We start from the raw sequence: 18,505 nt of genomic DNA on the forward strand, positions 1-18,505 counted from the left end.
GCGGGGATGTGTAGGAGCCGGCAAGCGTCAGCTGGAGCCGTGTCGAGTGAATATGGAGCGATGGAGCGGGGCGACCCCGGTATAGGTTGCAGAGAGGCGGTAGTTTTTTGATGGAAAAAATAGCGGGTGCCGGGCAGAATAATCCCTTATTCCGCCAAGTCTATGAGTTCATGCTGAACCGGATGGAGCGCGGGGAGTGGAAGACTGGTGATAAACTGCCTTCGATCCGGCTGCTGGCGGAGGAGCTGGGGGTTCACCGGCTGACAGTGTTCAAGGCCTACCGGGCGCTGGCCGAGAGCGGCAAGCTGTATGTCAAAGACAAATCCGGTTATTATGTGGCGCCGGACAGCAGGCTTAACCCTCCGGCGGACGAAGGGACGGCAGTACCCGGATATATGGTCAGGAGCCCGATGTCCGATATTCAACGTATGCCCGTAGTGTACCAGTTCTCTCAGGCATTGGTTGATCCGGGACTGCTGCCGAACCTGTTCCTGTCCGATTATGTCAAAAAAGTATTCGATCTCTACCCGAGGGTCATGGGCACCTACGCCTCCGTACAGGGGGATGAAGAGCTGCGCGTTACGCTGAGCAGCCATTTCGAGGAACGTTATAGGCTCCAGCTGTCGGCCCGGGAGCTGTTGATTACCTCAGGCGCCCAGCAGGCAATCAATCTGATTGCCGGAATCATGCTCGGCCCGATGGATGTTGTGCTGGTGGAACGGCCTACGTATAGTGTGGCGCTGGATATTTTCAAGCGGGCAGGGGCACGGCTGGTAGCCGTGGAGATCTCGGCGCAGGGCTATGATCTGGCGGCGGTGGAGGAGCTGATGCGCAAACTTAAGCCGCGGATGTTCTACATCAACCCGACCCATCATAACCCGACGGGGTATACGGTTCCGGCGAAGCAGCGTAAGCTCCTGGTGGAGCTTGCGGAGCGCTACCGCTGCCTGCTCGTGGAGGATGATCCGTTCCGTGATATGTACTTCGGGGAAGAGCCGCCCGCACCGTTCTTCGCCTATGATACGGAGGGCTGGGTCATTTATATCAGCAGCTTCAGCAAATATGTGGCTCCCGGCCTGCGGATCTGCGCGGTGGCCTGCCGTTACCCGTTCATGGAACGGCTGATCGCGGCCAAGTCCTTGGCGGACAACGGGACGCCGCTGCTGAATCAGAAGATTTTCCTGCATTATTACACATCGCCGCGGTTACAGCAGCATCTCGGCAAGCTGCGGATTGCCCTGCAGGTGCACAAGGAGATTATGGAGGAGGAGCTCGCGGCCACCGGCTGGGAATGGACCACTCCGCAGGGCGGCCTCAATCTGTGGGTCAAGCTGCCGGACAGTGTTCCGGTAACTCAGCTGCTGGCCCGTTGCCTGGAGCAGTCCATCTCCTTCGTTCCCGGTGAGCTCTGCGATCCGCTGGGGGAGATGAAGTCCTGGCTGCGTCTCAGCTATTCTTTTGCCAGTGAAGCATTACTGCGCGAGGGAATGCAGCAACTCACCGCCATTGCGCGGGAGATTGAGGCGGGGGAGTAGCTAGTGAGATAGGTGACAGGAATAGGAATAGGTAACGGGAAAGACGGTAACAGCTGATAGTTGCAGCTACATCTCTATTAGGTATGCTTAGCGAGTAACTGCGGCTATTTTGCTAGGATGGGACTTTTTGGTTTGTAGAGTAACCTTTCTCTGGAAATTTCCGTCTGAGGGTTATGAGGAGCGTGATGATGATGGTAACGGGAAGGAAAATACGGAGCGCCTGGCTGACGGCTCTCTGTGCGCTAATTGTCTTCATGACACTGCTGACTGTGCGCCCGCAGGTAACCTATGCCTGTTCTTGTGTTGTGTCTCCTTCGCCGCTGGAGGCAATGGAGAAGAGTACGGCTGTTTTTGAGGGAACGGTAGTCTCCATTCAAGAGAAATTTAAAATTATGCAGTCCAGCGCTGATCCGGTGCGTGTAACCTTTCAAGTGGGAGCCCGGTGGAAGGGTGAAGTGGGGGAGAGGGTGACGGTAACTACCGCACAGGCGGAGGAAAGCTGCGGCTTTGAATTCACCAAGGGTGAACGCTACATCGTATATGCAGGCGCAGAGGAAGCGGAGGGTGCGGGAGGGACCGCTAAGCTTACAGTCAGCTTGTGCAGCCGGACGGCATTCTTCTCTGGTGCGGAGGAGGACTTGAAGGAGCTTGGCGCCGGAATATCAGGGGGCTCGCCCACGGAGCCGCCCGGGATCGCTGATGATCCAGGGGCGGTCTCTGGAAACCATCCAACATCAACAAACCCTCCAGCTTCTGAAAATAACGCAACAACTGAAAGTAATCCAACAACTGAAAGTAATCCAACAACTGAAAATAATCCAACGGCCGTGCCTGAAACAAACTCTGCATCTTGGCTGCTATACGCTGGAGCGGGTGCCGGAATCGCAGTTCTTGGAGCCGCCGTATTGATTCTCCTGCGCGGCCAATCTAACTCGCATAAGTAATTAGGAGTGGATTAATAAGGCGATACTACCTACACTATTGTGCTTGGTTTTTCGTATACATTGGGTTTGATTACCCTCGTAGCAGCAATTGTGTTCGGTTTATCACATACAATTTGTCCCAATGTGCCCCCGAATTCAGCAGACGCGGGCTAAATGAGCGAATGAGGAGCATTAGTGCCCCCGAATTCAGCAGACGCGGGCTAAATGAGCGAATGAGGAGCATTAGTGCCCCTGAATTCAGCGGACGCGGGCAAAATGAGCAAATGAGGAGCATAAGTGCCCCTGAATTCAGCGGACGCGGGCTAAATGAGCGAATGAGGAGCACTAGTGCCCCTGAATTCAGCGGACGCGGGCAAAATGAGCAAATGAGGAGCATTAGTGCCCCTGAATTCAGCGGACGCGGGCTAAATAAACAAAGGAGGGGCATTAACGCCCCTCCTTATTTCGTCTGCTCTATTCCATCAGAGCCGATAAAGCCGATGCTCCGTGAGCCAGCTGATCAGCTCTTCCATGCATTGCTCCGCTGTACGCTCCGCAGTGTGCAGCGTCAACTCCGGGTCAGCCGGAGCTTCATAAGGATCGGAGATCCCGGTGAAGGCCGGGAGCTCACCGGAGCGGGCCTTGGCGTACAGCCCTTTGACATCCCGCGCTTCACAGACGGGAAGCGGGCAGTCCACATAGACCTCGACGAAGCCCGGCAATTCCTGCCGGGCATAGCTGCGCATCTCGGCATAAGGGCTGATTACCGAGACCACGGTAATCACGCCATGCCGGTTCAGCATCCCGGCGAGGTACACCGCCCTGCGGATGTTCTCGAACCGGTCCTCGCGGCTGAAGCTGAGTCCCCGCCCCAGGCTGCGCCGCAGCTCATCGCCGTCCAGCCATTCCACCGCCTGCCCCTGCTCCCGGAGCCGGTCTGTGAGCCGCGCGGCAAGCGTAGACTTGCCTGCCCCTGACAGACCGGTAAGCCATATCGTTAACCCGGCAGGGGTCTTGTGTGCTTGTAGCTCACCAGTCATTACTCTGTCCTCCCTGCGCCGTAAGGAATCCGCTCCAGCAGGCCGGAGCCGTAGATCTGCTCCAGGCCCAGCTCGGGCATATGAATATAGCCGATGTAGCAGTCGCAGATCTTCATGCGGCAGCTCCGCTGGGCAGCCAGTCCCTCCAGGCCGTCACGGTAGAGGTTGCCGATGACCGCTCGGTCCTTGTAGCAGCGCTTTACCAGGCCGGGGCCTTGCACGTAGAATACGCTGCTGCCGGCATTACAGTTGGCGCCGAGGCTGTCGTAGTCCAGCGCATTAATCTGGAAATGCGGGTCTATGCCGCTCAGGAAGCTTATATCCTCCGCCGTATAATAATCCCGTTTATCCTTGTAGGCGTTCACCCACAAATAGACATCCTCCGGCAAGGCCGCACGCAGCGAGGCGATAGCCGGGAAGGCACTATGCACCCCCACACTGCCCACACTGAAAGGAATGCCCTGCAGGTATACCTGCATACACTGTGCCAGGAACTTGTCCTCGCTTACCTGACCCGGATGATAGGTCGCCCAGAAGGCTGCCTTGGCCGGATTCAGTTCAGCGGTGAAATCAAGCCGGGCCGACAGATTGGTCTGGATGGCGACCTTGTCCACATGCTCCATATGGGACAGCGTAATCAGCGCCTCCCGGTACCAGCGGTGCGTTAAGCCTTCGCCATACGGATTGAAAAAGATAGACAGGCGGTGGCCTGCTGCCCCCTGCTCCGCCACCCAGCGGACGAAGGTCTCAAGACCTGCGCGGTCTTTGGCGAGGGTGGCGGCGCTGTCTTTGGTTTTGCCGAAGGGGCAGTACGGACAGTCATAGTTACAGGAGGAGAGGGAACCGCGGTAGTAGAGGACTGCCTTCATGGCAGGACGAACTCCTTCATCTGCTCGCGGATCTCACCGGAGATGAACCAGTCACCGATGGAGTCAGAGTACCCCAGCCCATCTGGAGTCAGCCGCAGAATGCCCTCATCATCCGTGGCGAACCCGCTCTGTACCAACAGGCCAAGCTCGGGGTGATCTTCCCATAGCGTAGTCCCGAACCGCTGGTTATAATCCGCAATCGTCAGCCCTTTGCTGTGCAGGATTGCTTTTAGAATGAACCGGCGTTTCTGCTCGTCCAGGCTCAGGACGATGCCATAATCGGCTGTATCATAACGCTCTGTGGCAACATAATCCGCGATAATGCTCTCCGTGGCCTTGCGGCTGACGCCATAGCGGGAGGCATAATGCACATTCCGGGTATAGGACCGCGCGCCGCAGCCGAGACCGACCATCCCTTCCTCCTGACAGCTGTAGTCGAGAATATCTTTGCCGGTTCCGGCATCTTCTTTGGCGAATCTGCGCATGGAGTATTGGCGGTAGCCACGCTCTGCCAGCACTGCACGTGCTGCTTCATAGCATTCATGACGGATATCCAGCTGGTTCACCAGATCGCCCGGCTTCACAATGGTATGCTCACGGGTGTAGAGCGGATAGAGGAAGATCTCCTCCGGTTCATGCCGCAGCGCTTGGTTCAGCGAATAGAGCCAAGAGTCCACTGTCTGCCCTGGGAGTCCGTAGATCAGATCCAGATTAAGAATGGGAAAATCAAACTGCCCTAGCAGCTCCAGCGCACGGTACACCACCTCCGGGTCCTGCGGGCGGTAGATCGCAGCCGACTCGGCGGCCACGAAGCTCTGGATGCCCATGCTGACGCGGTCCACGGTATGCTCCTTCAGAATCGTCAGCTTCTCCTCCGTCAGCGTCTCGGGTGAGGTTTCCACAGAGATAGAGGTGGTTCTAAGATCAACCCCCATGATATCCGTTGCAATCCTGAACAACCGGTTCAGTTGGGCGGGAGCGAGAAGACTGGGCGTCCCGCCGCCGATGGCGAAGCGCGCATAAGGCTTGTGACGGGTGAAGGCTGCCCACTGCCGGGCCTGCCGTTCCAGCGCATCCACGTATTCGGCGTGCACATTCGCTCTTTTATCAGGCAGCGTGAACAGGTTGCAGAAGCCGCAGCGCGCGCCGCAGAACGGAATATGCATATATAAGAAAAAACTCTCCGCAGGCTCATCCCGCCACAGCTCCTCTAAAGGAAGGGGGAACGCGAACTCGCGGTAAGCGGTTTTGTGCGGATAGGAATAGAGATAATTGCGGTAAGGATGGGCCGTGATCTGCTCCGTCCATTGCTGAAGCTCCCCAGCGGAGAAGGGAGGGTGTCCGTCTTGGTTCATGTGATGCAGAGATTGCCGGATGGACGTCATACGTTCTCCTTCCTTGTGCGGGATCGAAATTTCAGTTCAATGCTTATAAAATAAATTCCCGGTACGGAACATTCCATACCGTGTCATGCGCCAGCCGGTGGCCCTGATAGCCGTCCTCGCCGTAAGCCGTACCGTGATCGGAAAAAGCCAGACAGAATACCGGATTGCCCCGCTTCCGGAACGCATCGAACAGACGCCCAAGCTCCCCGTCGGCATAACGCAGCGCTGCACGCTGGCTGTCTACCGAATCCTTGCGGGCGCCCGGCAGGAACATATGGTTCGGGCCATGGATCGCTGACACGTTCATGAACAGGAACAGCCGCTGGTCCAGCGGGGTGTTGCCGAGCAGCTTGAGCGCGTGATTCACCTGGTGCTCCGTCGAGCGCGGGTTCGTGACCCCGAAGGTCATCCGCCAGTAGCTCTGCTGGAAATAACCGGGGAGGACGCGGGCGAGGGGCACTTTTTTGCTGAAAAAGATGACGCCCCCGATACACACCGTCTGATAACCCGCTGCAGCCAGCCCCGACACCATATCCGGTGTATCGAACAGCCAGGTGTGGGGATGGGTCTTCATCCCGGTATTCTTGGAGTGGAACAGCCGCACATGCTCAGCCTTATTCGTGTCAGCCGGAGTGGGCAGGAAGCCGCCGAAGAAGGCGTGATGAGCCGCATAAGTGAAGCTGCCGGGAGTATGCCGCTGTTCCCAGGAGCCGCTGCCGCACAGATTGGGGCAATTCGCCTCCTCCAGCACAGCCGCATCGTAGCGCAGAGTATCGAGTGTAATCATTAATATATCGTGGGTGCCGACAATGGCATTCATATCGGTCATGGGGCCGGATTCCTCCTAAGGCAGCTGCTTCATTTCCCATTCGTAGGTGCTGCAGCCTTGGTATTTAATATCGTACAACAAGTCGCCAAAAGGATTCACATCCGCCGTATACGTCTGCCCGGTGCTTCCAACCAGCACATCGATGCCCGCGACGGAACAGTTCGGAAAAGCGGCCAGCGAAGCCTCCGCTGTCCGGCGCACCTCAGCCTGCTGCGCCTCGCTCAGTCCGGCCTCCGCCGGAGTCATCCGCTGGCTGCGCAGATGCAGATTCGTAATCGGTGTGGTGCTCACCCTGGCGACAGCGTGGCAGGCTTCTCCAGCGACAACCAGCTGGCGGATGTCGAAGGAATGCCCATCCCTGCCGGGCTTCGGAATCCACTGCTCGGCATAGGCGCCGTGGCGGTAGAGCCAGTTAATGATGCCGGTAAGGCGGGCAGAATCTGTATAGCGCTGCAGCTTTCTGGAATTATAATACACCGGGGGCCGGGTGATATAGCTCTCGACCCCGATGGTAGTGACCGCTGACTCAGCTCCCGTGGCCGGGTTCAGCTGATAAGCAATCACGCCGGAAGCGGCGGAGCCGCTGGCCAGCTTGATGAACACGCGGTGCATCCGCTGTGACAGCATCAGCTCGCGCAGGGAGGCGTAGTCCACGGGGACTTGTCCGCCGCTGCCGCGAAGCGGCCGGGGAACAGAGACGCCGGCCTCAGCCAGAATCTGCTGGGTCCGGCGCTTGTCTGTCATGGCTGCGATCTCCGCCGGGTCATTGGTCCAGCGGGAGGCGGGCAGAAGCTGCCCGGCCTCCTGCCGGAGCCGCGCCAGCAGGCGGCAGTAGCCGCGGAACCACTGGGACGGGTGATGCAGCACGCCGGGCATGTCCTTCAGGGCGGAGGCCGCTTTGAAGCTTAGCGGCCGCAGGTCCGGCTGCTGCCCGAACGGGTGCAGCGAGTCGTCCGCGTCCGGTGCATCGGGTGCGCCCAGCGCGATAAGCGCCCGCTCCAGCGCGAAGCTGCCGCCGGGGGACTCCAGCCGCAGCAGCGGCGGGCACGCTGCGGACCCCGGCACAGCAGGCACGCTGAAGCTGCCGCCTGGAGAATCCGGCCGCAGGTGCTGCGCTTCCGCTGCGGGTCCCGGCGCGGAGTGCCCGCCGCTCCGGCGGTCCGTTGTAGCCGGCTGTGCCGGAACCGGCGTCCCGTTCAGCGCTGGCGAACTCAGCCCCGGCGGTTCCGGAATTGTGCCCCGAAGCTGCCGGCTCACCTGTTCCGGCAGCCAGGCTGCCTGCTGCTGCACAGCCAGCGTAAGCAGATCAGCCAGCGGCTGGTTCTCCAGCAGCCCGGCGTAGGGAATCAGCAGCGCCGGGGGCATCCCGAGACGCGAACGCGCCTGCTGGATACCGGCCGAGCGCCGGTCGCCGGGCTGGCAGAAGACAATCAGCGGTGCTGCGGGCTGCATTATTCTGTGATCGACGGATAACGCCAGTCATCATCGTCATCGGCTTGCTGCTGGTCGCTGACATCGACCGGCAAGCCGCTGTTCTTCAGACGCAGCATCATCTCGTCAGACATGAAGTGATGGCTCAGATTGAGCTGCTTCAGTCCCTTGACCCGCTCGCTGGCTAGCAGCGCCTCTGCGCCGGTGTCGCTAAGCGTTCCCAGTGACATATCCAGGGTATGGAGCTGGTCCAGAATCGGCGCATCCGCCAGGGCTGCGGCAATTTCGTCCTGGATCTCACTGTTTTTGAGTCCAAGATAGGTTAGCTTAGGGAATTTCCCAAGCTCGATCAGCGGCAGAAGGTCCTCCAGCCCGCCGTCGAAGCCGTAATTGTCCACCCCAAGATAGAGTTCGAGCTTCTGCAGGTTAGGCAGAGTGGAACCGGCGATATCCGCCAGCACATCCTTGCCGAGTCCGCCTGTAATAATAATCAGTTCTTCGAGCTTGTCGTGCTGCAGCTGGCTTAGCCGCAGACTGGTACCGCCCTGGATCGTCAATGACTGAAGCTCCGGATAGGCAGGGAGCAGCGGGGAGAGGTCACTCTGGGTAATCCACGAGATTTCACATTCCTCGTAGCTCATTTCCCCGATGAACAGCTTGCGCAGTGCCGGGAAGCTTGCGCTATACTTCACCAGCGCCTCGGCAACCTCCTCCGAGCTGTTTTCGTAGGCTTGTCCCCAATCGCCAATTGTAAGGCTGGTCAGGCTGGCGGCTTCAGGGCTTCCGCTTAAGCGTTCAATCTCCGTTACCATCCGCTTGCCTTCTTCATATCCATCATAATCAATACTGAGCTTCACTGCTGTCATGAACAATCCCTCCCAGAAAATAGTACCTTCCAAATCACCCTAACATGCAGGGAGAGGGAGAGTCAAATAGCAGAGGAACAAGTGTCCCTATTTGCCCGTTAACTCCTGTAACCACGGGGGTATGCGGGCCAAATGTAATTGAAAAACAGGCATGACAAGACAGAGGCCTTGTCACCCCCAGGAATGAAAATAAGTGGGTGGCATCCGTCGCAACCATTCTAAATGAGGCTGTAGTCGTCAACACTACATATACAAATCAAAGGGCGGAAACGGTTACTGGGATACACCCCGTGCGAAAAACCGTTCTATTGCGCTTTTCGAGCATCGCCTATTGTAGCCCCAAAAGTACGTGTATTAAATTACACTCACTCGAGCGCATGATTTGTAAACTGACGATGGAGGATGGTTGGAATGGATGCTGTACGTATGTGTTGCGCCGGTCTGGACGTGCACCAGGAAACCGTTGTGGCCTGCGTGTTGAAAGGACCGATCGAACAGAAACCACAATGTCACCTGAAAACCTTTGGGACGACAACCAAAGAATTGCTAGGCCTGCAAGATTGGCTGAGTGAACACGGCTGCCGGGAGGTGGTGATGGAGAGCACGGGCGTGTTATGGAAACCGGTATGGAACATCTTAGAGGGCAGTTGTGATCTGGTCTTGGCCAACGCCCAGCGGGTAAAGAATACGCCGGGTCGAAAAAGTGACATGCAAGATGCGCGCTGGTTAGCGCAATTGCACCGTTGCGGGCTCATTGAAGGCAGTATGGTGCCCGAACAGGACATCCGGGATTTGCGAGACTTGACCCGTTACCGGAGTAAGATGGTGCAGGCGGTGACGGCGGAGAAAAACCGCATTCACAAAATCCTGCAGGATGCCAACATCAAGCTAACCACCTTTATGTCCGATCTATATGGGGTTTCAGGGCGGGGCCTGCTCCAGAAGATCATGGACGGCGAGGTCATCGACGAAGGGACCGTTAAGAACCTGGTCAAAACCCGTTTAAAAAAGAAAGTTCCGCAGTTGCTAGACGCGCTCAATGGCAAGTTGCGCCGTCATCATCGCGAGATGATTCGAGACCACTGGGACCACTTGGTCTATTTGGAGAAAAGGATCACGGAACTGGAAGCTCGAATCGAGGCGAAGGCAGAACCGTACCTGGAGAAGATTGAACAAATTGACTCCATTCCAGGAATTGAGCGGACGTCTGCCGTGACCATCTTTGCCGAAGTGGGGCCGCATGTCGCGGAAATGTTCCCGAGTGATGCGCAGTTTGCTTCATGGGCGGGGGTGTGTCCAGGGAACAACGAAAGCGCTGGAAAGCGAAGAAAGTCAAAAACGATGCAAGGGAACAAGCATCTGAAAGGGGCCTTGTGTCAGGCGGCTTGGGCAAACTCTCGCTCCTCGAACCGGATCGGACAATTCTTTCGACGAATTCGAAAGAGACGAGGCGATAAAAAAGCAAACGTCGCCACCGCGCATTTGCTGATTCGAATCCTCCATGCCCTGATGCGGGAGAAGAGGTCATACCAAGAAATAGACGTCTCACTAGGCGATGAGACGTCCAAGAAAAACACGTTAGATAGGTACGTGAAATATATCCAGCAGTTAGGATATAGTGTTCAATTGAATCCTATCCCATAGTCTTCCCTTTTTCAAAAAAACGAAACGTTTTTTTGGGCACATTGCGCTTGGCGGAGGTATGCGGGCCAAATGTAATCGAAAAACCGATCACATCGGTGCGACCCCCTTATCCCGGAGTCCTCCGTATAAAACCAGTACTTGTCGTAGCCATGCTCTTTATTTCGCTTTCTTTCTCGGCCAGAAGAAGCTGGAGCGGTCTTCTAGAGTCTGGACCCACTCCGCAAAGGTAGCTGGCGGCATGTTCCGAAGACTCGTATGCATTCTACGGTTGTTGTAGAAGTCCATGTACCGGTCCACCGCTTCATAGGCCTCCTCGAACGTGTCGAAGGCCTCTTTGCGGAACAAATCCCGATCGATATTACTGTGGAACGATTCAATACAAGCATTTAAATCCGGCGTTCGAGGCGGTATACGTTCATGGGTCATTTCCCAGCTTTCACACATGTCGCCAAACAGATGGCTGACGAACTGGGGGCCGTTGTCGGTGCGGATCACCGGGCGTGCGCTGTCAGGGGCGCAGTGTTGCTCCATGGCGCGTCCCAGCGTCTGGCAGGCGTGCTTGGCCTCACACGACGATCCGCGGTGGTAGCCGACGATGACACGGGTAAACACATCGATAATGCTCAGGACAAAGAAATGCCGGTCGCGGCCCGCCACGTACCCGTACTTAATGTCCATCTGCCAGAGCTGGCCCGCCCCGGTAATGACCCGGTTCTCCGGCAGCTTCCGGGGATGCTTGAAACGTTTGTGACGCTGCGGCTGCAAGATATCCAGCGCCTGACACAGCCGGTAGCTTTTCTTGTGATTGAGCTTTAGACGGTGCTGATTCCACAAGCACTTAGCCAGCAGTTTGTACCCGTACACGTGCTCTTCTCCAGCGATTAATTCCAGCAGCCATTCCTGGATTTCCTCGTCGCTAATCTTCTCTCCAGACTCGGTCAGGGAGTAGCCGGGCTGGGGCCTTCCACGCCCCCCTTGAGCGGCCTTTGGAGACAGTGACCTGCGTTTCTTGCGGTCGTAGTACGTAGACTCTGCGAGCCCCACAAGACGTAGTACCGACGCTGCGGTATTCCCCTGCTTAATGAACATGTCGGCTACCTCGATTTTTTCGGATAAGCAGGGGTTGGCTTTTTTAGCAGTTCACGCAGAATCTCAATCTCTAACTCCTTTTCGCCGAGCATCTTGACGGCCTTTTCGTATTTCGCTCCACTTCCAGGAGGCGCTTCAGTTCCTCCACCGGCTCCTGGGGATACGGATGATCTTGTTCCCCATGGGCCTCTCGGTAGTCTCTCACCCACTGATTCACCGTCGATGGGGTCACCCCATACTTTCGGGCAACCACCGCTGACTTAATGCCAGACAACACCTCTTGTGCGGCCTTCTCTCTTGTTCCTGTTAAGTGTCCCATACCGTTCATCCTCCTCCTATATCTAGTCTACATTTTTGTGGGGGAGGGCTCCAACTTCTTTAGGGGGCTGTGGAGATTGTTGCATCGTTTGCAGGAATTCCGATGTTTTGAGCAAGTTTGTGCTAGCTTTGTTGCATTTCTTGTACGATTTCCGCATAAGCCGCTTATTTTCGGCAGCATTGTTGCACTTCTTGCAGGAAATTCAATATTTGTTACTGGCGGTGGCGTGCGGATCAAATGTAACCGAAAAACCGATCACATTTAGCGCGGCGGTGGTCATACCCCTGTCAAGTAGACAGAAGAAAAAACTAAGCAGCCAGCGCGTGTCGATACTCAATCGGCGCGCGCTGTTTCAGTTTCGCCTGAAAACGTTGGTAATTGTAAAAGTAGATATACTCCTCAACTGCTTGATGAATCTCTGCTTCTGACTTACACTGGTGAAGGTACAACTTTTCTGTCTTCAGATGCGAAAAGAAGGATTCGATGCAGGCGTTATCCAGGCAGGTTGCTTTGCGAGAGTGGCTGCCCTTGACGCCGAATGCCTCTAATCGTGTGTTGTACGCCTGAGACGTGTACTGAAAGCCTTGGTCCGAATGGAGCACGGCCTCAGACACGTCTCTTTTCCGCGTCCACTGTTCAACCGTATCCATGACGAGGTTTACGTCGTTTCGCTCCGAGATCTGCCAAGCTACAATCTCATTGTTAAAGAGGTCCTGAATCGCAGACAGATCATAAAAGCGGGTGCCGTCTGAGATATACGTGATGTCCGTTACTAGCTTCTGCTGAGGTGCTGTCGCATGAAACTTACGCTTTAATCGGTTCGGGTAGACCACGGAAGGAGCGGAGCGCGCACGACTCCTTTTCTTGCGAATGACGGACTGGATCGATAGCTCTTTCATGAGCCTCCATACCTTCTTGTGGTTGACGAGGTAGCCTGCCTCCCGCAGGGCTGCCTGCATTCGAGGGTACCCGAAATAGGGATGAGCCAGGTGAATAGCTACCATATGCTCTTTCATGGCGTGCTCTTGCTCATAGGCATCCATTCGTCGAACCTGTGCACCTCGCCACTTGTAGTAATTTGCCCGCGATACCTCTGCAATGGCTAATAGGCGGGTGATGCGATGTTGGTCACGTAGTTCTTCAATGACGGCGTATTTGTCGTGTAGTCCAAGCTTCCCTCCCTTTACAGATTTGGATACCGCTTTTTTAAGTAGTCCACCTGTGCCTTTAAGTAATCTCGTTCTTCTTCTATACTGGCAAATGTAGAACGTGGACGTCCTTTTAAAGGGCTTGTTGCCCCTTTTTGTGTATCGAGTGGCTCCCCATTCCGATATTTCTTTACCCATACTTTAAGCTGGGTACAGTTCACAATTCCCAACCTGTCGGAGACGACCTTATAGCTCTCACCTCCTGTACAATAGGCTTGAATGGCCTCTTTCTTGAATTCCTCTGTGTACGATTGAAATACTTGTCCCTTTTTGGCCATACCAAAATCCCCTCCAAGTTCACTCATTTCCTCATGTTAACACATGAGGTTTTTTTCGAGTGTCTACTTCAAGGGGATAATACCAGCGGTGGCGTGTGGTCCGAATGTAATCGAAAAACCGATTACATTGCGCTTGGCGGTGGCGCGGCGGGGGTTGCCGCGAAGGATGCGCCCCAGAGCGCAAAAAAGCACTATCCGCCCGTCCTGGGGAATAGTGCTCTGCATGATTTACACCCAGCCGAACAGCCGGGCCGCCGAAGCCACCGCGAAGGTTACGCCGATAGCGATAGCGAGCGGGATTACAGCGGAGAGCACAGCCCATTTCAGGCTTTTGGTCTCCTTGTAGATGTTCACCAGTGTGGTGCCGCAAGGATAGTGGAGCAGGGAGAACAACATCATATTCAATGCCGTCAGCCAGGTCCAGCCGTGGCTCAGGAAGATGTCCTTAATGCTGCCGAGACCTTCGATATCGACCATGGCCCCGGAGGACATGTAGCCCATCAGCAGGATAGGCAGTACAATCTCGTTAGCGGGCAGGCCGAGGATGAAGGCCATAATAATGAAGCCGTCCATGCCGAGCAGCTGCGCGAACGGATCGAACCAGGCCGCCATATGATTCAGCACGCTCTCGCCGCCGATGAACAGATTGCCGAGAATCCAGGTGATGATCCCTGCCGGAGCGGCCACGACGATGGCGCGGGTCAGCACATTGAGGGACTTTTCCTTGGAGGAGCGGACAATGGTCTTCCAGATCTGCGGGCGGCGGTAAGGCGGCAGTTCCAGGGTGTAGTGGGTGGGGACACCGCGCAGCGCTGTTTTGGACATGACCCACGATACGCTCAGGGTGACGACAATTCCGACCAGCACGATGCCCATTAGCACCAGCGCCGTCGAGAAGGTACGCAATGCCCCGGTGGTTGCCGCCCCGACCATGAACATGGAGGAGAGCAAGATAAGCGTAGGCCAACGGCCGTTGCACGGGACGAAGTTGTTGGTCAGAATGGCCAGCATCCGTTCGCGGGGCGATTCAATAATACGGGTGGACAGAATAGCGGCGGCGTTGCAGCCGAAGCCCATCGACATCGTCAAGGCCTGCTTGCCATGCCCCCCGGATTTCTTGAACAGACGGTCCATATTAAAAGCCACGCGGGGCAGATACCCGAAATTCTCCAGCAGCGCGAACACCGGGAAGAAAATCATCATGGGCGGCAGCATGACGCTGATGACCCATGAGGTTCCGCGATACAGTCCCAGAACAAGCACGCCGTGCAGCCAGGCCGGGGCATGAACAGCCTCAAACCCGGCGGTCAGATAGCCTTCGATCCAGCTGAAGAGGGAGGCAATCCAGCCCGAAGGATAGTTGGCGCCGGCAATGGTAATCCAGAATACCAGACCAAGGCCGGCGAGCATAATAGGGAAGCCCCAGATCTTCGAAGTGACGATATTATCCAGCTTGTAGGTGCTGCCTAGCTTCTTCTTATCGTGATAAGTAACGGCATCGCTGCAGATTCCGGCCGATACGCCATAGATTCCGCTGACGATCTCGTCGCGGATCGCCCCTTTGTCTGCCAGCTTCTTCGCGGTTGCGAGCAGGGAATCAAGCGGGTCTTGGCCGTTAATGGCATGCGGTGACTCCATGGCGGGCCACCTCCTTCGCTACAGATATACCCTTGCGTCCCATATGGGCTTTGAGGGAAGCCAGCAGGCTGTGGTCACCGTCCAGCAGGCGCAGGGCAATCCAGCGTGCCGGATATCTGGCACCGACCGTCTGTTCCACCATGGGGATCAGCTCGGCAATGCCTTGCTCAATCTCCTCGCCATAGGTAATCTTCAGCGGCTCTGCCTTGAATTCACCGGTCGCTACGCGTGCGATCTGATCCAGCAGCGCTTCGATGCCGATCCCGTTGCGGGCCGAAATGGCCGTGACAGGCACGCCGAGCCGCTCCGCAATCCGCTTCAGATTAATATCAATGCCCAGCCGCTTGGCTTCATCGATCAGATTGATGCAGACCACGGCGCGTCCCGTAATCTCCAGCACCTGCAGGGCCAGATTGAGGTTGCGCTCCAGCGATGTTGCATCCAGAACCACCAGCGTTACATCCGGTTCTTCAAAAATAATATAGTCCCGCGCCGCCTCTTCATCGGCGGAATTGGAGTAGAGCGAATAGGTGCCGGGAAGGTCAACGGCCCGGTAGGTATGCTCCTTGTGGGTGAACCGCCCTTCAGCGGTAACTACGGTTTTGCCCGCCCAGTTGCCGGTGTGCTGGCGCATGCCGGTCAGCAGGTTGAACAGCGTGCTCTTGCCTGTATTGGGGTTGCCGGCAAAAGCTACAGTATACTCGCTCATCCTTCTCCGCCTCCAATCAGTTCGCCATAAATGAGGGAACTCTCTTCCCGCCGCAGGGCAATGGTAGTATTGCTGATCCGGTAAGCCGTAGGGTCTCCGAGCGGGCTGCGCCGCAGCACTTCTACACGGTTCCCGGCGACAAATCCGAGATCAAGCAATCTTCTCCGCAGCACACCATGGACCTCGATCCCGCTGATCCGCAGCGTGCTGCCGTTCACAGCTTCAGACAATGGAATTACGGCTCCGGCCATAAGCACTCCCACTTTCGTATGAATAATGAATGAATAGTTATAGTTATCCTTAAGTATGAAATATGCACTTGTATAGTATATTGTGCAGGGAACAAAATATTGCACCCTGCCACAAGATTAGTATACGTAAATAAATTTGTCCTTGCAACAATAATGTTTCCCTAGGGAAAGATAAATAGAGCAAGATTTATCAAAAGTGTTTCCGGTACCTAATATATACTTTGAGTTGTGGAGGGGGTGAGAGTAATTCACTATCAATTGATTCATAAGAGTATCGAATTTATTGAGCAGCATTTGGAAGAGGATTTGGTTTTGGAGAAGGTGGCTAAGGCAGCAGGGTTGTCCAAATATCATTTTCACCGGATTTTTCGGAAATATGTGAACAAAAATGTCCATGAATATATCCGGGCCCGCCGTCTCAGCCAAGCAGCCAATCTCCTGCTGTACTCCGAGACACGTATTCTTGAGATTGCGCTGCAGTACGGCTTTGAGAGCCAGGAGGCTTTTACAAGAGCTTTCAAGGAAATCTATGATCTGCCGCCTGCGCAGTACAGATCGCAGGTGAGACTATATTCAAGAAAGAGAGGTATTTACAATGTCAGAGATTACAGGCTGGTATATTACAGGTACTCACCCGGACAACTATAAGGTAGAGATCGATCCCCGCGTCTGCTATAAGACAAGTCCCTCCATGCATCTTTATTCCAATGAAGAGGCTGCGCAGGACGACAATAGTTTTGGAACCTTAATGCAGCAGTTTCAGGCAAGAGAGTATCGAGGGAAGCGGATGCGCTTCTCCGGGTTCGTAAGAACGGAGAATGTCACCGGCTGGAGCGGCCTGTGGATGAGAGTGGATGATAATCAGCAGAATATGCTGGCTTTTGATAACATGCAGAACCGGAGCATACAAGGAACCACGGAATGGAACCACTATGCCTGCGTAATGGATCGTCCGAAGCCGACGTGATCAATATCGGAATACTGCTGAGCGGAACCGGACAGGTGTGGCTGGGGGAATGTGAATTTGAGGAAGTAGGCAAGGATGTACCCGTAACGGATAGCTCTACAGGTGCGAAGAACCTTCCGTCCGGGCCGCAGAATCTGAAGTTCAACCAGCAGCAGCCGGAGCAATCTGCTTCAAGCTGAACGCTGTAACCGGCCCCGCACCCAGATCGACAGGGCCAGCAGCAGCGGAATGGCGACCTGGAAGAGCGGGTCAAGCTTCAGGCTCGGACCCAGGCCGATGGCGATATGCTGGGTGTAATCCCGTTCGAGGAATGAGGAACCATAGATGACGGCCCCCACAGGGAAGACCCACCATTTGGCCGGTTTGCCGGTCAGCTCTGCAAGAGCTTTTACAGAACAGAAGTAGAAGAGCATCATCTTGATCAGCAGCCCCAGGAAGAGCTGGATGGTGACGAGAATATCAAGCCGTTCGACGAATTTGAGGTTGGACAGCACCCGGACGGTTTTGAGAAAAGGCAGCTGGCTGACGCCCGCAATCGACGGGCCGAGGACGGCCACATTCAGCGCATTCATGAAGATCAGGAACGCGCTGATGAGCAGATAGGCGTTCACTGTGTATTTTACAGGCATACCGGGCTTCTCCCATAGCGTCCACAGCATCAGAAAAACAATCATCTGCCCGAAGGGAAACGAGACGATCTCCGGCAGCGCCGCTTGCAGCACCGGCATCAACCCGCCCTCCATCACCGGCGCCAGACGGCCGAAATCGATCACTCCCATGATGCCCAGCATCAGAATAAGCAGAAAATAGAAGAACAGCATGACTGGAAGCAGCACCTCAGGCAGTCTGAAGACAACCTCCGCCCCCTTCCAAATGGCATATAAGGCCAGCAGCACGAACACCAGCATCGTAATGGCTATGGGGGTTCTCGGCAGCATCGTCATCGCCGTCAGCTCGCCGAGATCGCGGACATTACGCATGGACTGATAAGCGAAGTACAGGCTGTAAACCGCACCGATGAACGCCCCGGGAGCTGTGCCGAAATGAGCTTTGAGCATTCCAATCAGGTCCGTGCCCGGAGAGCGGTACTGAATCCACATCAGCACAAGGAGAAGGGCGAAGCCCGCCGCTGAACCTGCACACATCGCCAGCCAGGAATCCTGCTTGGCGGTGCCCCCCAGCAGGAACAGCGGCGTGCTGCCGATTTCAAACAGCATAATCATGAACGCAATCTGCAGGGAAGAGACTTGTTCTTTGACCTGTTCTTTGTTCACCATAATGGCTTCTCAGCCTCCTAACCAATGGATGATGGCTCTGCCGACAGGCTGAAAGTACGCCGTATACAGGAGACCCAGCGACAGATGAGGGGTATCGGTAATACCGCATAGATTAAGATAGACTCCGTATCCCATAATGCAGCCAAGCAAGAGCCGCCGCCGGCGATGTCCTTCTCCGCTCAGCTTCCTCCACCCCCACCCGTAGGCAAGCGCATAGAGTAGAAGAGTAATAGCTATTTTCATAGAT

At 55.7% G+C, this 18,505-nt stretch carries 21 protein-coding genes; 6 read left to right on the forward strand and 15 right to left on the reverse strand.

Features of this window, described 5'->3' with window-relative positions; translation table 11 throughout:
- Positions 1–110: 110 nt before the first annotated feature.
- Complete coding sequence (locus MKZ07_RS29125; RefSeq protein WP_341029022.1) at positions 111–1,535, forward strand: aminotransferase-like domain-containing protein; 1,425 nt, start codon at positions 111–113, stop codon at positions 1,533–1,535.
- A gap of 185 nt (positions 1,536–1,720) precedes the next feature.
- Positions 1,721–2,479 carry a hypothetical protein gene (locus MKZ07_RS29130; protein WP_341029024.1) on the forward strand — a complete coding sequence of 253 codons (759 nt, stop codon included), beginning with the start codon at positions 1,721–1,723 and terminating at the stop codon, positions 2,477–2,479.
- A 461-nt stretch (positions 2,480–2,940) separates the two neighbouring features.
- Here the strand turns inward: MKZ07_RS29130 and cysC are convergent, their stop codons facing one another.
- The 6 genes from cysC to MKZ07_RS29160 form a co-directional block, all read right to left on the reverse strand.
- Entirely contained in the window at positions 2,941–3,498 is a 558-nt protein-coding gene (gene cysC / locus MKZ07_RS29135; RefSeq protein WP_341029027.1) for an adenylyl-sulfate kinase, read from the reverse strand.
- Complete coding sequence (locus tag MKZ07_RS29140) at positions 3,498–4,367, reverse strand: STM4011 family radical SAM protein (protein ID WP_341029028.1); 870 nt, start codon at positions 4,365–4,367, stop codon at positions 3,498–3,500. Before MKZ07_RS29140 ends, cysC begins: the two co-directional genes overlap by 1 nt.
- Positions 4,364–5,722: an STM4012 family radical SAM protein gene (locus tag MKZ07_RS29145; protein ID WP_341029800.1), complete on the reverse strand. Its 1,359-nt coding sequence runs from the start codon at positions 5,720–5,722 to the stop codon at positions 4,364–4,366. The genes MKZ07_RS29140 and MKZ07_RS29145 overlap by 4 nt, the downstream gene beginning before the upstream one ends.
- Positions 5,723–5,795: 73 nt before the next feature.
- Complete coding sequence (locus MKZ07_RS29150; protein ID WP_036693769.1) at positions 5,796–6,581, reverse strand: STM4013/SEN3800 family hydrolase; 786 nt, start codon at positions 6,579–6,581, stop codon at positions 5,796–5,798.
- Between the two features lie 15 nt (positions 6,582–6,596).
- Positions 6,597–8,033, reverse strand: a complete 1,437-nt coding sequence (locus MKZ07_RS29155) for an STM4014 family protein (protein ID WP_341029029.1) — start codon at positions 8,031–8,033, stop codon at positions 6,597–6,599.
- Entirely contained in the window at positions 8,033–8,878 is an 846-nt protein-coding gene (locus tag MKZ07_RS29160; protein ID WP_076157208.1) for an STM4015 family protein, read from the reverse strand. The genes MKZ07_RS29155 and MKZ07_RS29160 overlap by 1 nt, the downstream gene beginning before the upstream one ends.
- A gap of 411 nt (positions 8,879–9,289) precedes the next feature.
- Between MKZ07_RS29160 and MKZ07_RS29165 the strand changes: the two genes are divergently transcribed.
- Complete coding sequence (locus tag MKZ07_RS29165; protein WP_076162511.1) at positions 9,290–10,522, forward strand: IS110 family transposase; 1,233 nt, start codon at positions 9,290–9,292, stop codon at positions 10,520–10,522.
- Between the two features lie 156 nt (positions 10,523–10,678).
- Here MKZ07_RS29165 and MKZ07_RS29170 read toward each other — a convergent pair whose 3' ends face one another.
- The 7 genes from MKZ07_RS29170 to MKZ07_RS29195 form a co-directional block, all read right to left on the reverse strand.
- Positions 10,679–11,611, reverse strand: coding sequence for an IS3 family transposase (locus MKZ07_RS29170; protein WP_341029030.1), 933 nt, complete (start codon positions 11,609–11,611; stop codon positions 10,679–10,681).
- Positions 11,612–11,681: 70 nt separating this feature from the next.
- Positions 11,682–11,930: a helix-turn-helix domain-containing protein gene (locus MKZ07_RS29175; RefSeq protein ID WP_036700708.1), complete on the reverse strand. Its 249-nt coding sequence runs from the start codon at positions 11,928–11,930 to the stop codon at positions 11,682–11,684.
- A 308-nt stretch (positions 11,931–12,238) separates the two neighbouring features.
- Positions 12,239–13,192, reverse strand: a complete 954-nt coding sequence (locus tag MKZ07_RS29180) for an IS3 family transposase (protein ID WP_445260094.1) — start codon at positions 13,190–13,192, stop codon at positions 12,239–12,241.
- Positions 13,114–13,416 (reverse strand): transposase, encoded by a 303-nt coding sequence (locus MKZ07_RS33685; RefSeq protein ID WP_076160338.1) that lies wholly within the window; start codon positions 13,414–13,416, stop codon positions 13,114–13,116. Before MKZ07_RS33685 ends, MKZ07_RS29180 begins: the two co-directional genes overlap by 79 nt.
- A gap of 228 nt (positions 13,417–13,644) precedes the next feature.
- The gene (locus tag MKZ07_RS29185) at positions 13,645–15,054 is read right to left on the reverse strand and encodes a nucleoside recognition domain-containing protein (RefSeq protein WP_036697397.1); all 1,410 of its coding nucleotides are present in this window, start codon (positions 15,052–15,054) and stop codon (positions 13,645–13,647) included.
- Entirely contained in the window at positions 15,032–15,763 is a 732-nt protein-coding gene (locus tag MKZ07_RS29190) for a FeoB small GTPase domain-containing protein (protein ID WP_036697395.1), read from the reverse strand. The genes MKZ07_RS29185 and MKZ07_RS29190 overlap by 23 nt, the downstream gene beginning before the upstream one ends.
- Positions 15,760–16,014 carry a FeoA family protein gene (locus MKZ07_RS29195; protein WP_036697393.1) on the reverse strand — a complete coding sequence of 85 codons (255 nt, stop codon included), beginning with the start codon at positions 16,012–16,014 and terminating at the stop codon, positions 15,760–15,762. The genes MKZ07_RS29190 and MKZ07_RS29195 overlap by 4 nt, the downstream gene beginning before the upstream one ends.
- A gap of 237 nt (positions 16,015–16,251) precedes the next feature.
- Here MKZ07_RS29195 and MKZ07_RS29200 point away from each other — a divergent pair, with 237 nt between their 5' ends.
- Genes MKZ07_RS29200 through MKZ07_RS29210 form a run of 3 tightly spaced genes read left to right on the forward strand, consistent with a single transcriptional unit; the run spans position 16,252 to position 17,160 of the window.
- Positions 16,252–16,662 (forward strand): helix-turn-helix domain-containing protein, encoded by a 411-nt coding sequence (locus MKZ07_RS29200; protein ID WP_268748814.1) that lies wholly within the window; start codon positions 16,252–16,254, stop codon positions 16,660–16,662.
- On the forward strand, positions 16,610–16,981 hold the full coding sequence (locus MKZ07_RS29205) for a hypothetical protein (RefSeq protein WP_051493816.1): 372 nt from the start codon (positions 16,610–16,612) through the stop codon (positions 16,979–16,981). Before MKZ07_RS29200 ends, MKZ07_RS29205 begins: the two co-directional genes overlap by 53 nt.
- Positions 16,978–17,160 carry a hypothetical protein gene (locus tag MKZ07_RS29210; RefSeq protein WP_051493815.1) on the forward strand — a complete coding sequence of 61 codons (183 nt, stop codon included), beginning with the start codon at positions 16,978–16,980 and terminating at the stop codon, positions 17,158–17,160. The genes MKZ07_RS29205 and MKZ07_RS29210 overlap by 4 nt, the downstream gene beginning before the upstream one ends.
- Here the strand turns inward: MKZ07_RS29210 and MKZ07_RS29215 are convergent.
- On the reverse strand, positions 17,152–18,258 hold the full coding sequence (locus MKZ07_RS29215) for a GerAB/ArcD/ProY family transporter (protein WP_036697391.1): 1,107 nt from the start codon (positions 18,256–18,258) through the stop codon (positions 17,152–17,154). The two genes, MKZ07_RS29210 and MKZ07_RS29215, sit on opposite strands and share 9 nt — an antisense overlap.
- Positions 18,259–18,267: 9 nt before the next feature.
- The gene (locus MKZ07_RS29220; protein ID WP_036697389.1) at positions 18,268–18,501 is read right to left on the reverse strand and encodes a hypothetical protein; all 234 of its coding nucleotides are present in this window, start codon (positions 18,499–18,501) and stop codon (positions 18,268–18,270) included.
- Between the last annotated feature and the right edge of the window lie 4 nt (positions 18,502–18,505).

This window comes from Paenibacillus sp. FSL P4-0338 (assembly GCF_038002365.1).
Lineage (GTDB): Bacteria > Bacillota > Bacilli > Paenibacillales > Paenibacillaceae > Paenibacillus_AQ.